Source organism: Streptomyces ureilyticus, assembly GCF_011045025.1.
Lineage (GTDB): Bacteria > Actinomycetota > Actinomycetes > Streptomycetales > Streptomycetaceae > Streptomyces > Streptomyces ureilyticus.
Genome location: NZ_JAAKZX010000236.1, coordinates 1 through 13,383, shown reverse-complemented (window position 1 = coordinate 13,383; position 13,383 = coordinate 1). Strand labels below are relative to the sequence as shown.

Here is a 13,383-nt window from a genome sequence, read left to right as displayed (position 1 = left end):
GGGTACGGATCGCGACACCGGCCGGACCGGACGCCACGAACGGCTCCACCACCTCCCGCAGCCCGCCCATCCGTCACCCCCGCCCAGCTTCGCCCCGAAAACCCCAACCCTGTCACCGCATCCAACGAGACCGGCCCGTAAAGGTCACGCATTCGACACCAGCACCTCCGTTCCCCTCCCCAAAGGCGGGCACGATGACCGTCCGGCGCATAACGCCAAGGAGCGCTGGGGCTCACTCCCGTTCACCAGAACACGATCGAGCGCACTCCAACTGGAACAGCTCGTTACCCCGGTTCGACATGGGCGACTGACGCCGCAGGTCCGGCGCGGACTCGCGACGTGCTGTATGTTGAGCGCCATGCGAGACGGTACGTATCGACTCGCGTGCTTATCGCTCGGCATCGCCGACCCTGCCGCTCACGACCGAACCGCAACCGACCCCGAAGGGCGCCCATGCAGCACTTCATCGACGCCGCACCGGGCATCCGCCTGTGGGTGGAGGAACACGGCCCCGCCGACGCCCCTCCACTTCTGCTGATCATGGGAGCCCAGGCATCGGGCGTGGGCTGGCCGGACGAACTGGTGCACACGCTGGCCGCCCATCACCGCGTCATCCGTTACGACCACCGCGACACCGGCCGCTCCACCTGGTCCTTCGACGAGCGGCCTTACCCCATCACCGCCCTCGCCGAGGACGCACTCGCCGTACTGGACGGCCTCGGCATCCAACGTGCCCACGTGGTCGGCCTGTCGCTGGGCGGAATGCTGGCCCAGCTCCTGATCACCGACCACCCCGACCGACTGCTCAGCGCCACCCTGATGGGAACCTGTGCGCTCAGCACCGCCCCGTACGTCCACCCGGACGGAACCCGGACGCCCGCCGAGGAGCTCCCCGGAATCGCGCCCCACGTCCTGGAGATGTGGGCCCGGCCCGTCCAAGACCGGGGACTGGAGGCCGAGTTGGACCGACGAGTCGAACACTGGCGGGCACTGGGTGGCGAGCGGATCCCCTTCGACGCGGAGTACTTCCGTGACCTCGAGCGGAAGATCATCGAACACACCGGGCACCACATCGCCGGCACCGCGCACGGCCGTGCCGACGACTCCGGCATGGTCCGCACCGACGAACTCGCCAAGACCGACGTGCCCACCCTCGTGATCTCCGCGCCCGCCGAGCCCGTCTTCCCTCCGCCGCATCCGCAGTACCTCGCCCAGGTGATCCGCGGTGCGCGCCTCGTCGAGATCCCCGGCATGGGGCACGCACTGCCCTGCCCGGTGCTCGGCCCACTCGCCTCCGCGATCCTCGGCCACGCGTCGCAGGTCCAGCGGCAGAGCTCCTGAGACCGAAACTTCACAGGTCGGAGCTCCCTCCTGTCATGGGAATGATTTGAGGGGGTCCAAGCCTTCCTTATAATCGGAAGGTCAAGTTCCCTCGCAGACCCCTTCAGGAGGTCACCCCCGTGAACACGGTCCTCGGACGCCGGGCCCGCATTCTGGCCGCCACCACCGCGACGGCCGGGCTGGTGCTCGTGGCCGGCTGTTCCTCGGGTGACGGGGGTGGGGAGACCGTCAAGGGGGTCTCGATCGTGAAGGCGGGGCAGCTCACGACCTGCACGCACCTTCCGTATCCGCCGTTCCAGTCGGAGATCGACGGCAAGGTGCAGGGCTTCGACGTCTCGCTGATCGACCTGGTCGCCAAGGACCTGGGCGTGAAGCAGGACATCCTGGACACGCCGTTCGAGAACTTCAAGACCGGCGCGTTCCTCAACTCCGGGGAGTGCGACCTCGCCGCGGCCGGCATGACGATCACCGACGAGCGCAAGAAGAACGTCGATTTCTCCGACCCGTACTTCGACGCCACCCAGGCCGTCCTCGTCGACAAGAAGAGCGGCATCGGCTCGTTCGACGCTCTGAAGGGCAAGAAGCTGGGCGCCCAGGCGCAGACGACGGGCGAGGAGTACGCGAAGGGCAAGGGCTTCGACCCGGTCTCCTTCGAGAGCTCCGACGCGGTCCTCAACGGCCTGCGCACCGGCCAGGTCCAGGCTGTCATCATCGACTACCCGGTCGTCCAGGGCTGGCTCAAGGACAAGGCGAACGCCAATGCCTTCCAGGTCGTCGACAACCTCAACACCGGTGAGCAGTACGGCTTCTCGGTGAAGAAGGGCAACACCGAGCTCGTCCAGGCCATCAACAAGGCGCTCAAGGACGCGAAGGCCGACGGCACGTACAAGAAGCTGTACGAGCAGTGGATCGGCCCATACGCCGCGGGCGCCGCCTCCGCTTCCCCGTCCCCCGCCTCATGAGCAAGGCCGACACCCACGTCCAGCCACGCAAGCAGGGACTGACCAGGCGCCAGAAGCGCGCCGTCTCGCGGGGCATCCAGTACGCGGTATTCGTCGCCGCCCTGGTCGCCCTCGGCGTCACGGCCGACTGGGGCCGGCTGCAGAACCAGTTCGCCCAGGCCGACCTGGCGAAGGAACTGTTCCCGGACATCATCACGCTGGCCCTGCGCAACACCGTGCTCTACACGTTGTCCGGCTTCGTGTTCGGCCTCGTCCTCGGCATGGTCATCGCGCTCATGCGGCTCTCGCCGGTGGGTCCGTACCGCTGGCTCGCCGGCCTCTACATCGAGTTCTTCCGCGGACTGCCCGCCCTCCTGATCTTCATCTTCGTGGGCGTCGCCGTTCCGCTGGCCTTCCCGGGCACGGAGATCCCCGGCGGTACGTACGGGAAGGTCGCCCTCGCGCTCGGTCTGGTGGCCGCCGCGTACATGGCGGAGACGATCCGCGCGGGCATCCAGGCGGTGCCCAAGGGGCAGATGGAGGCGGCCCGTTCGCTGGGCTTCTCGCATGCGCGCGCCATGGTCTCGATCATCATCCCGCAGGCGTTCCGCATCGTGATCCCGCCGCTCACCAACGAACTCGTCCTCCTCTTCAAGGACTCCTCGCTGGTGCTGTTCCTCGGTGTCACCCTCGAAGAGCGTGAACTCGCCAAGTTCGGCCGGGACTTGGCGAGCGAGAGCGCCAACTCCACGCCGATCCTGGTCGCGGGCCTGTGCTATCTGCTGGTCACGGTCCCGCTCGGTTTTGTCGTACGCCGTCTTGAGGCGAAGGCCGGGGAGGCCACCAAATGAGCACGGAAGTCTCTTCGGCGGCACCGGAGATCCAGGTCAAGGGCCTGCACAAGTCCTTCGGCGACAACGAGGTGCTGCGCGGCATCGACCTGGAGATCGGCCGCGGCGAGGTCGTGTGCGTCATCGGCCCGTCTGGCTCCGGCAAGTCCACGCTGCTCCGCTGCGTGAACCTCCTGGAGGAGCCCACCAAGGGCCAGGTCTTCGTCGGCGGCACCGAAGTCACCCATCCCGACGTGGACATCGACGCCGTACGCCGCCGGATCGGCATGGTCTTCCAGCAGTTCAACCTCTTCCCGCATCTGTCCGTCACCGAGAACCTCGCCCTGCCGCAGCGCCGCGTACTGGGCCGCGACAAGGCGGAGGCGGCGAAGGTGGCCGCCGACAACCTGCGGCGCGTCGGCCTCTCCGAGAAGGCGGACGCGTACCCGTCCTCGCTCTCCGGCGGCCAGCAGCAGCGCGTGGCGATCGCCCGCGCGCTCGCCATGGGCCCCGAGGTGATGCTCTTCGACGAGCCCACCTCCGCGCTCGACCCCGAACTCGTCGGCGACGTCCTCGCCGTGATGCGCATGCTCGCGAACGAGGGCATGACGATGATGGTCGTCACCCACGAGATGACCTTCGCGCGCGAGGTCGCCGACCGGGTCGTGTTCATGGACGACGGCGTGATCGTCGAGGACGGCTCGCCTGAGCAGGTCATCGGCAACCCGGCCCATGAGCGGACGAGGCACTTCCTGTCCCGGCTGCTCGATCCCGCGATGGCCGATGTGGAGGAAGAGGTCTCCGACCAGGTGGGCAAGGGGGAGTAGTACCCGGCTGACTAAAGTGCAGTACATGAGCGATCGCGCGGTGCTGCACGTGAAGGGGCGGGTGCTCGTCGGCCCCGACGACGCCCGGGACGAACTCTGGGTGATCGACGGCAGAGTCTCCTACGAGCGTCCCGTCGGCGCCCGTGATGTCCGTACGGTCCAGGGCTGGGCCCTCCCCGGCCTCGTCGACGCGCACTGCCACGTCGGGCTCGACACCCGCGGCCCCGTGCCGGAGGACGTCGCCGAGAAGCAGGCACTGACCGACCGCGACGCCGGTGCCCTCCTCATCAGGGACGCCGGTTCGCCCTCCGACACCCGCTGGATCGACGACCGCGAAGACCTCCCGAAGATCATCCGGGCCGGCCGCCACATCGCCCGCACCCGCCGCTACATCCGCAACTTCGCGTGGGAGATCGAGCCGGACGATCTCGTCGCATACGTGGCTCAGGAGGCCCGGCGCGGTGACGGCTGGGTCAAGCTGGTGGGCGACTGGATCGACCGCGGAACCGGAGACCTGGGCGCCTGCTGGCCGCGCGACGCGGTCGAGGCGGCCATCGCCGAGGCCCATCGACTCGGCGCGCGCGTCACCGCACACTGCTTCGCCGAGGACTCCCTGCGGGACCTGGTCGAGTCCGGCATCGACTGCATCGAGCACGCCACGGGCCTGACCGAGGACCTCATCCCCCTCTTCGCCGCACGCGGCGTCGCCATCGTCCCCACCCTCGTCAACATCGCCACGTTCCCGAGCCTCGCGGCCGGCGCCGAGTCCAAGTACCCGCGCTGGTCCGCCCATATGCGACGGCTCCACGAGCGCCGCTACGACACCGTGCGGTCCGCATACGACGCGGGCATCCCGGTGTACGTAGGGACCGACGCCGGCGGTTCCCTCGCGCACGGGCTGGTGGCCGGGGAAGTGGCGGAGCTGGTGACCGCCGGGATCCCTCCGGTCGAGGCACTGTCGGCCACGACGTGGGGTGCGCGGGCGTGGTTGGGACGGCCCGGCCTTGAGGAGGGGGCGCCCGCGGACCTCGTGGTGTACGACGGGGATCCGCGGGCGGATGTACGGGTGCTGGCCGCTCCGCGGAGGGTGGTGCTGAACGGGAAGGTTGTCGGCTAGCGGGTGCTTTCGCCCCCGTGGCCCGCCAGCGTCATCGCCCGGTCCAGCGCCTGAAGGAAGCCGTTCACCGTCGCCCGGTCCCGGACCGCCAGGCGTAGCCAGTCCTCGCCCAGCCCCGGGAACGTATCCCCACGGCGCACCGCGTAGCCAAGGGTGCGTAGGTGGTGGCGTACGGCCGCCGCGCGGGGGAGACGTATGAGGACGAAGGGGCCCTCGGCGGGCTCGGTCACGGACAGGCCGTCCGGGGCGAACTCCTGGAGCCCGGCGACGAGATGGGCTCGGTCGGCGGCGACGCGGTGGGCCGCTTCGGCCTCTTCCGCCAGGGCCCGCGGGGACATGCAGGCCTCCGCCGCCGCGAGGGCCGGCGTGGACACCGGCCACAGCGGTTGCGCCCGCTCCAGATCCGCGATCACCTCCGGAGGAGCGAGCACGTAGCCGATCCGCAGCCCGGCCAGACCCCAGGTCTTGGTGAGGCTGCGCAGTATCACCAGGCCGGGGACGTCCGTTCGCCCGGCAAGGGCCTCGCGCTCTCCCGGTACCGCGTCCATGAACGCCTCGTCGACCACCAACGTCCTTCCCGGGCGGGCGAGTTCGGCGATCCTCGCGGCCGGGTGGAGGACGGACGTCGGATTGGTCGGGTTGCCGATCAGCACCAGGTCCGCGTCCTCGGGGACGGCCGAGGGGGCGAGGCGGAAGCCGTCCTCGGGGCGCAGCAGGACCCGGCCCACCGTGTGGCCGGCGTCCCGCAGCGCCGCCTCCGGCTCGGTGAACTGCGGGTGCACCACCACCGGCTTACGTACCTTCAAGGCGCGGGCGAGCAGCACGAAGGCCTCCGCCGCGCCCGCGGTGAGGAGCACGTGCTCGACAGGGAGCCCGTGCCGGGCGGCCACCGCCGCACGCGCGGGCCGCCCGTCCGGGTAGGCGGCCAAGCCGGTCAGTGACTCGGCGATGCGGTCGCGCAGCCACGTCGGTGGGGTGTCTGCGCGGACGTTCACCGCGAGGTCGACGAGGGCCGAGCCGTCGTCTCGTACCTCGGCGTCACCGTGGTGACGAAGGTCGTGTGCCCGGTTCTCGGTTCCCTCGGTTCTCTCAGTGGACATGGGAGTGTGCATGCCCGTGGTGATGGCCGTCGTGGTGGTGATCGTCGTCGTCCGGATGGAAGTGCGGCTGCTGCGGCATGCCCACCTTGTCTTCGAAGCCCGGCAGCGCGATGCGGTAGACGCAGGAGTCGCAGTTCATCCGGAGGTCGCCGGCCACGGCTTCCCGGTAGCGCTCCATCACCAGGTCGAGCAACTCCGGCTCCGGGCCGATGACTTCGGCCGACCGCACCTCGATCTCCGGGTGCGCCGCCGCCCAGCCCTCGGTCTGCAGCCGCACCCGGTCCGGCAGGATGCCGGTGAACAGGAAGTAGGGGAGCACGACGATCCGGCGGGCGCCCAGCCTCACGCAGCGGTCGAGGCCGGACGGCACATCCGGCGCCGCCAGCGAAACGAAAGCCGTCTCCACGCCCGCGTACCCCCGCCCCTCCCACAGCAGCCGCGCCGCCTTGTGGACCTCCGCGTTGGCATCCGGGTCGGTCGAGCCGCGGCCGACGAGGAGGACGGTCACATCGGCCCGGTCGAAGGGCGTGCGCGCCGTAGCACCGAGCGCCTCGTCGAGCCTTCGCTCCAGCACGGTGAGCAGCGCGGGGTGCGGGCCGAGCGGGCGCCCGTACGAGTACGAGATCCCCGGGTGCCGTTCCTTCTCACGGGCCAGCGCCGCCGGAATGTCACCCTTGGCGTGCCCGGCGGACACGAGCATCAGCGGGACGGCGGCGAAACGGCGTACCCCTCGCTCGACCAGCTCCGTCACGGCGTCGCCGAGCGGCGGCGGGGACAGCTCGATGAAGCCGCCCGCGACGGGGAGTTCGGGAGTGCGGCGGCCCAACTCCCGCACGAAGTCACGGAAGGCCTCGGCGCCCGCGTCGTCCCGGGTACCGTGTCCGGCGATGAGCAGGGCGGGCGGCTGGGACGTGGTCACGGTTTCTCCTTCAAGGGCGCAGAGGCCTCGGATACGGCGGTGGGAACTGGCGAAACGGGTGGAACTGGGGGTACGGAGTGATACAGCAGGGCGTTCAGTGCCGCCGCGGCGACCGCCGAACCGCCCTTCTCGGAGACGTTGCTGACGGCGGGCAGCCCGCTCTCGCGCAACGCGGCCTTGGACTCCGCCGCGCCGACGAAACCGACGGGCAGACCGATGACGAGCGCCGGAGCGGCGTCCAGCGTCAGCAGCTCCTCCAGCGCGGTCGGAGCGCAGCCGATCACCCAGAGCGCACCGGGCCCGACCTGCTCGTACGCGAGCCGGATCGCATGCGCCGAACGGGTCAGCCCGGGACCGGACTCGGCGTCCTTCAGCCGGCACACGGTCTCGCGCCGGGTGATGCCCGCCGCGACCATCTCCACGTCCACCACGACGGGCGCCCCGTCGTGCAGCGCGGCATGGGCCTTCTCCAGCGCGGCCTCGTCCATGACGAGATCCTCCGCGTACGCGAGGTCGGCCGCCGAGTGGATCACCCGCTCCACGACCGCGCGCGTCAAGGGAGGGAAATGCGAGGTGTCGAGCCGGGCGCGCAGCCGCCGGAAGGACTCCCGCTCGATCGGGTGAACGACACGGGACTCCGGGAACACTTGGCTCACTCGGTTCACTGAGGCTCCTCCTGCCAGCGGTAGCCGCGCGGCGTGACCATACGGCCCGCGATCTCACGGGTCGCCGTGTTGCCCACCGTCACGACCGTCATCATGTCCACGGTGGCCGCGTCGAGTTCGGCGAGCGTGGTGAGGCGGCTGGACTCGTCCGGACGCGAGGCGTTGCGTACGACACCGACGGGCGTCGTCGGCTTCCTGTGCGCGGCGAGGAGCGCCAGAGCCTTGGGAAGCTGCCAATCGCGGCCCCGGCTACGGGGGTTGTAGAACGTCACCACGATGTCCGCCTCCGCGGCGGCCCTTACCCGCCGCTCGATGATCTCCCACGGCGTGTGCAGGTCCGACAGGCTGATCGACACGTGGTCATGACCGAGCGGCGCCCCCAGGATCGCTCCTGCCGCGAGCGCGGCGGTCACTCCCGGCACTCCGACCACGTCGATGTCGTCGGACGCCTCCGCGAGCGCGGGCGAGGCCATCGCGTACACACCCGCGTCCCCGCTGCCGATCAGCGCGACAGCGTGACCAAGTCGGGCTTCCGCCACGGCGGTTCGAGCTCGTTCCTCCTCCGCGCCGAGTCCGGATTCCAGGATCCGGGTGCCGGGGCGTAGCAGGTCGCGGATCTGGTCGACGTACTGGTCGAGGCCGACGAGCACGGAGGCGCGGCGCAGTTCGTCCTTGGCGCGTGGGGTGAGGAGGTCGCGCGCGCCGGGACCGAGGCCGACGACGGCGAGTCGGCCGCGGGGCGGACGCCGTACGACGGCACAGGTCGCCATCGCTGGCTGTGCGGGTTGTCCGGGCTGACTGGGCTGTCCCGGCCGTCCGGCCGACTTCCGCTTGGGCACGAGGAGTTCGCCACCCTGTACGAGCGCGGCGGCCTCCGCGACGGAGGGCGTACCGACGGCGGTCATCGGGGCGTCCGACGGGTTGGGCACGGCCACGGCCGCCAACTCCTTGGCGGAGTAGGTGACTAGAGGTACGCCCAGGCGGGCGGCTGCCTCCACGATGCCGGGCTCGTCGGCCTTGGCGTCGATGGTGGCGAGTTCGGCGACGGACTTGGCGGAGAGGCCGGCATCGCGCAGGGCGTCCTCGATGTTCTCCAACACCTCGTCCACGGAAGCGCCCTTGGAAGCGCCGACGCCGACGACGAGGGACGGCGGGCGGAGGACGACTTCGTGCGCGGCGGGCTCGGCCAGGCGGTCGCTGACGCGGATCGTGTACTGGCCTGCCGGGGTTACGGGAAGCGGAGGGAGCGGCCAGGGCACCTCCGCATCCAGGGCGACGGGCTCCCCGTCCAGCAGGGCCCGCGCCACGGCGGCGACCTCCCCCTCGACCGGAAAACCGAGCGTGTCGAGGCCGGGCACCCCGACCGCGTCCGTCGCCGTCGTCACCACGGGCTGCGCGCCGAGCAACTCACCCACCGCGCAGGCGAGTTCATTGGCACCGCCTCCGTGCCCGCCGACAAGGGACACGGCAAAGCGTCCGCCCTCGTCGACACACACGATCCCGGGATCGGACGCCTTGTCCTCCAACAGGGGCGCGACGAGCCGGACCACGGCCCCCGTCGCGAGGAAGCACACCAACTGCTCGCACTCCGCGAAGGCCCGCCGTACGGCATCGCCCACCGGGCCCTCGTACACCCGCGTACGATCCGGCCAGGCTGCGGCCACCCGTTCACGGGCCCTGGCACCCGCCGCCGTCGCCGAAATCAGGCCGATCACTGTGCAACTCCCTCGGTACGCGCCAGGGGCCGCACGCCCCACAGCAGAAAGACGGGATTGGTCGCCGCGAGCCGGGTCACGTCCCCGGGCAGCGGCGCGAGCCGGGACGACTGCAGGAGTACGCCATCACAGGTGTACCCGGCGGCCAGCAGCGCCTCCCGTGCCGCCGGAACCCGGTCCAGCGCGGCCATGGCGACCACGATCGCCCGCGGTGCCCGCCGCGCACAGGCCGTCACGATCGCGGGCAGCTCACGCCCGCCGCCTCCGATGAACACGGCGTCGGGGGCGGGGAGTTCGGACAGTACGGCGGGTGCGACGCCCTGTACGACGGCCACGTCGACGCCGTGCGCGGCGGCGTTGGCGCGTACGCGCTCCACGCCGTTCCCGCTCTTCTCGACGGCGGTCACGGCGGCCCCGAGCCGCGCGCACTCCACCGCGACCGAGCCGGAGCCCGCGCCGATGTCCCAGACATGGTCGCCGAGCCGCGGCGCGAGCCGGGCCAGCGCGAGGGCCCGTACCTCGAACTTGCTGATCATCGAGTCGCGGTACGTGAACTCGGCCTCGTCCAGGGCCCATTGGGTGGGCCCGGGTGGTGGCCCGGCGATCGTGCGTACGGGGGAGAGGACACGTGACTCGTCGAGGCACAGCACGACGCTGACCGCCGGGCCCCAGTCGCGGGCGGCGGCTTCGGCGGGGGTGACCCGTTCGAGGCGTTCGTCGGGGCCGGCGCCCAGGGACGAGGCCACGATGAGGACGCGCTCGCTCGAGGGCGGGGGCGAGTGTGACTGCAGCGCGGCGCCCAGCTCTGCCGGTCCGGCGCCCGGGCCGGTCAGTACCGCCACCTTCGGGTGGGCTCGGCAGACGTTCACCGCGGTGTGTGGGTCGCGGCCGTGGGCGCTCACCACGATTGCGTCGTCCCAGGTCAGGCCCAGTCGGGCAAAGGCGGTGGCGATGGATGAGACGGCGGGGCGTACGTCCAGGGCTTCGGTGCCGAAGCGGTCGGCCAGGGCTCGTACGATGCCGAAGAAGCCGGGGTCTCCGGAGGCCAGTACGACGATGCGTTGCTGATCCGCCGGCTTCGCCATGGCCTGTTCGATCGCGTCGAGGGCGGGGGGCAGCGGGCCGAGGACGATCCGTTCCGCCGTGTCCGGCAGGCGGGCCGCCGCCAGGTGCCGACGGGCGCCTACGACGAGCGTCGCCGCGGCCAACTCGGCCTCGGCGTCCGGAGGAAGGGGCGACCCCGTTCCCGTACCGATGACGGTGATCCCCGTTGTGATCATGGGGTGGCACCTCGGGTACGCAGCACCCTACGTGCCTCGGGGTCCGCCTTGCGGAAGCCGTGGAAGTGGCCCGGGTGGTAGAGGTGCGAGCGGGTGCCGTGCGCGTCGAGGGCCGGGCCGACCAGGAACAGCGTGTGCTTCCACAGCTTGTGCTCCTTGACGGTCTCCTCCAGCGTGCCGATCGTGCACTTCACGATCAGTTCCTCGGGCCAGGTCGCCTGGTACGCGACCACGACCGGCGTCGTCGTCGGGTAGCCGCCCTCCAGCAGCTCCCGTACGAGCTGGCCGCTGCGGGCGGCGGACAGGAACAGCGCCATGGTGGTGCCGTGGCGTGCGAACTCGCGGACCTCCTCGCCCGGTGGCATGGGCGTCTTGCCGCCGCCGAGGCGGGTGAGGATCACGGACTGGGCGATCTCGGGGATGGTCAGTTCGCGCCCGGCCAGCGCGGCGACGGCGGAGAAGGAGGAGACGCCGGGGATGATCTCGGTCTCGATGCCGATGTTCTCGCACCGGTCGACCTGCTCCTGCGTGCCGCCCCACAGCGCCGGGTCGCCGGAGTGGATGCGGGCCACCTTGAGGCCTTCCGCTGCGGCTCGTTCGTACACGGCGACGACGTCCTCGAGCGACATGGTCGCCGAGTCGAGGATCTCCGCTCCTTCGCGCGCGTGCTCCAGGACCTCCTCCTGCACCAGGCTGGCTGCCCAGATGACGATGTCTGCCTCTGCGATGGCGCGGGCCGCGCGGAACGTGAGCAGGTCGGCCGCGCCGGGCCCGGCGCCTACGAAGGTCACCTTGGGGGTGGGGGCGTCGGGCATGGGGTTCCTCTCGTGTGGGCTGGGGTGGTGGCCTGCGGCGCTTCTTCTCCAGCCCCGCCCCTTCCCGGCTGTATCAATGTGCGGCTCCGCCGCGGGAGGGGCTTCGCCCCCAGACCCCCGATCGGCCTGAACGGCCTCGTCCTCAAGCGCCGGACGGGCTGGTTGTGCCTGGGGTAGGTGGGTCTGTGCGGGTGGGTGGGCGTCGGTCGGCCTTGCGGCCTCGTCCTCAAACGCCGGACGGGCTGGAAGCGGCTGAGCGTTCACAGCTTTCCGCCGCGTTTGCCGTGGCGTTGAGCTGGGGCGATGAGGGTGGAGAGGTAGGGCAGGGGAGTGCCGTCCAGGTCGGACGCAGAGCGGATCGACTCGTCGGGCAGGCCCAGTGCCGAACCCCATACCGCGTCATCGAGCCGCCCGGTTTCCCGTAGCGCGGCGGCCACCTCCTCCGCCAGGCGGCCGAACTTGTACGCGACCACCGTGCCCGGGCCGCTCAGCGCGTCCTTCAGCACTGCGGCGCCGGCCGTGACGGGGACCAGGGTGAGTGGCTCGGTGCCCTCGGTCAGTACGGCACCGGAACGGGCCGCGAGATCCTGCATCGCGGTGATGCCGGGCACCGTTTCGACGAGCGTGCCCGGGGCCAACTCCTCGATGGTCTGCGCGAGATAGGTGAACGTGGAGTACACGTTCGGGTCGCCGATGGTCGCGAAGGCGACCGATGCGTGGATGCGCAGCAACTCGGCCACCCGTGCACCGGCAGCGTCCCACGCGGCCTCCCGCCGCCCGCGGTCCGACCGCTCGTTGAGCGCGAACACGACCCGTACGACCTTGTCCTCGGGCACGTAGTGCAGCACGGTGGCCTCGGCCCGCCCGCGCTCGCCCGTCTCCATCACGGGAACGACGACCACATCCGCCATGCGGAGAGCATTGACCCCCTTGACCGTCACGAGCTCCGGGTCCCCGGGGCCCACTCCGACTCCGATCAGCCTGCTGCTGCTCATGACGTCCGGCACCTCTCCACGAACCGACGGGCGACGCCGGGTGCGGACGCCCAGTGCGTGTGCACGTAACTCGCGTGCACACCTTGTTGTACGAAACCTTCGACCCGCCGTTGAGGAGCATGGAGCCCCCAGGCGGGAGCGGCCCCCGCGCCCGGCTCGACGACCGTGCGGTGAAACTCGTGCCCGCGCATCCGTGTCCCGGCCACGGCGAGCACGCTGTCGCTCACGGCCACGGCCTCCCGATACCCGAGGGTCAACCGCTCGCCCATACGGGCAGTCGCGTCCAGCACGCCGCACATCGGCTGACCGTCGAGCTCGCGGGAGAGGTAGAGGAGGCCGGCACATTCGGCGGAGACGGGAGCGCCACTGAACGCGAGTTCGGCTATGGCTTTGCGCAGGGGTTGGTTGGCGGACAGTTCGGCGGCATACACCTCCGGGAACCCGCCACCGATGACCAACCCGGCGGTATCGGCGGGCAGTTGCTCGTCATGGAGGGGGTCGAAAGTGACGACTTGGGCTCCGGTGGCGGCAAGCAGCTCGGCATGCTCGGCGTAGGAGAAGGTGAAGGCGGGCCCGCCGGCGATGGCGACGACAGGGGCCGCCTTCGGCTGGTTCGGGGCTGTTGGCCCGGCCAGTTCAGTTGAGCCCAGGCCGACACCACGCAGCCCGTCCGGCGTTTGAGGACGAGGCCGTTCAGGCCGATAAGGGGGCGTGCTCGCGCAGCAGCCGGGCGGCGCGCACGATCTGCGCCGGTAGGCGGCTGGTCTGTGGCGGTGTGCCGCCGGTGCAGCTCGCCACATCCAGCAGGCGGTCCAGTTCCGCCTCGCATGCTTTCTGG

At 70.8% G+C, this 13,383-nt stretch carries 12 protein-coding genes and 1 pseudogene; 5 read left to right on the top strand and 8 right to left on the bottom strand.

Annotated features, from left to right (window positions below; all coding sequences use genetic code 11):
* The first annotated feature begins 453 nt into the window (after positions 1-453).
* From G6048_RS41140 to G6048_RS41120, 5 genes are all read left to right on the top strand, one after another.
* Entirely contained in the window at positions 454-1,341 is an 888-nt protein-coding gene (locus tag G6048_RS41140) for an alpha/beta fold hydrolase (RefSeq protein ID WP_165344720.1), read from the top strand.
* Between the two features lie 119 nt (positions 1,342-1,460).
* Positions 1,461-2,303: a transporter substrate-binding domain-containing protein gene (locus G6048_RS41135; protein ID WP_165344719.1), complete on the top strand. Its 843-nt coding sequence runs from the start codon at positions 1,461-1,463 to the stop codon at positions 2,301-2,303.
* Positions 2,300-3,133: an amino acid ABC transporter permease gene (locus G6048_RS41130; protein ID WP_165344718.1), complete on the top strand. Its 834-nt coding sequence runs from the start codon at positions 2,300-2,302 to the stop codon at positions 3,131-3,133. The genes G6048_RS41135 and G6048_RS41130 overlap by 4 nt, the downstream gene beginning before the upstream one ends.
* On the top strand, positions 3,130-3,939 hold the full coding sequence (locus tag G6048_RS41125; protein ID WP_165344717.1) for an amino acid ABC transporter ATP-binding protein: 810 nt from the start codon (positions 3,130-3,132) through the stop codon (positions 3,937-3,939). Before G6048_RS41130 ends, G6048_RS41125 begins: the two co-directional genes overlap by 4 nt.
* A gap of 25 nt (positions 3,940-3,964) precedes the next feature.
* Positions 3,965-5,056 carry an amidohydrolase family protein gene (locus tag G6048_RS41120; protein WP_165344716.1) on the top strand — a complete coding sequence of 364 codons (1,092 nt, stop codon included), beginning with the start codon at positions 3,965-3,967 and terminating at the stop codon, positions 5,054-5,056.
* Here the strand turns inward: G6048_RS41120 and cobC are convergent.
* The 8 genes and pseudogenes from cobC to G6048_RS41080 all read right to left on the bottom strand — a co-directional run.
* Positions 5,053-6,156 (bottom strand): Rv2231c family pyridoxal phosphate-dependent protein CobC, encoded by a 1,104-nt coding sequence (cobC, locus tag G6048_RS41115; protein WP_206342763.1) that lies wholly within the window; start codon positions 6,154-6,156, stop codon positions 5,053-5,055. The two genes, G6048_RS41120 and cobC, sit on opposite strands and share 4 nt — an antisense overlap.
* Positions 6,146-7,075 carry a sirohydrochlorin chelatase gene (locus G6048_RS41110; protein WP_165344714.1) on the bottom strand — a complete coding sequence of 310 codons (930 nt, stop codon included), beginning with the start codon at positions 7,073-7,075 and terminating at the stop codon, positions 6,146-6,148. Before G6048_RS41110 ends, cobC begins: the two co-directional genes overlap by 11 nt.
* Positions 7,072-7,731: a precorrin-8X methylmutase gene (locus G6048_RS41105; protein WP_328828464.1), complete on the bottom strand. Its 660-nt coding sequence runs from the start codon at positions 7,729-7,731 to the stop codon at positions 7,072-7,074. Before G6048_RS41105 ends, G6048_RS41110 begins: the two co-directional genes overlap by 4 nt.
* A gap of 5 nt (positions 7,732-7,736) precedes the next feature.
* Positions 7,737-9,455, bottom strand: a complete 1,719-nt coding sequence (cobJ, locus tag G6048_RS41100) for a precorrin-3B C(17)-methyltransferase (protein ID WP_165344713.1) — start codon at positions 9,453-9,455, stop codon at positions 7,737-7,739.
* On the bottom strand, positions 9,452-10,735 hold the full coding sequence (cbiE, locus tag G6048_RS41095; protein ID WP_165344712.1) for a precorrin-6y C5,15-methyltransferase (decarboxylating) subunit CbiE: 1,284 nt from the start codon (positions 10,733-10,735) through the stop codon (positions 9,452-9,454). Before cbiE ends, cobJ begins: the two co-directional genes overlap by 4 nt.
* Complete coding sequence (gene cobM, locus G6048_RS41090; RefSeq protein WP_165344711.1) at positions 10,732-11,550, bottom strand: precorrin-4 C(11)-methyltransferase; 819 nt, start codon at positions 11,548-11,550, stop codon at positions 10,732-10,734. Before cobM ends, cbiE begins: the two co-directional genes overlap by 4 nt.
* A gap of 260 nt (positions 11,551-11,810) precedes the next feature.
* The gene (cobI, locus tag G6048_RS41085) at positions 11,811-12,557 is read right to left on the bottom strand and encodes a precorrin-2 C(20)-methyltransferase (RefSeq protein ID WP_165344710.1); all 747 of its coding nucleotides are present in this window, start codon (positions 12,555-12,557) and stop codon (positions 11,811-11,813) included.
* Positions 12,542-13,383 (bottom strand): annotated as a pseudogene (locus G6048_RS41080) (cobyrinate a,c-diamide synthase); the annotation flags it as partial. The pseudogene G6048_RS41080 and the gene cobI, both read right to left, overlap by 16 nt.

Bases quoted from the DNA above. Each gene is read 5' to 3' on its own strand.
- G6048_RS41140 (WP_165344720.1), top strand. From the start codon at position 454: ATGCAGCACTTCATCGACGCCGCACCGGGCATCCGCCTGTGGGTGGAG.
- G6048_RS41130 (WP_165344718.1), top strand. From the start codon at position 2,300: ATGAGCAAGGCCGACACCCACGTCCAGCCACGCAAGCAGGGACTGACC.
- G6048_RS41125 (WP_165344717.1), top strand. From the start codon at position 3,130: ATGAGCACGGAAGTCTCTTCGGCGGCACCGGAGATCCAGGTCAAGGGC.
- G6048_RS41120 (WP_165344716.1), top strand. From the start codon at position 3,965: ATGAGCGATCGCGCGGTGCTGCACGTGAAGGGGCGGGTGCTCGTCGGC.
- cobC (WP_206342763.1), bottom strand. From the start codon at position 6,156: ATGTCCACTGAGAGAACCGAGGGAACCGAGAACCGGGCACACGACCTT.
- cbiE (WP_165344712.1), bottom strand. From the start codon at position 10,735: ATGATCACAACGGGGATCACCGTCATCGGTACGGGAACGGGGTCGCCC.
- cobM (WP_165344711.1), bottom strand. From the start codon at position 11,550: ATGCCCGACGCCCCCACCCCCAAGGTGACCTTCGTAGGCGCCGGGCCC.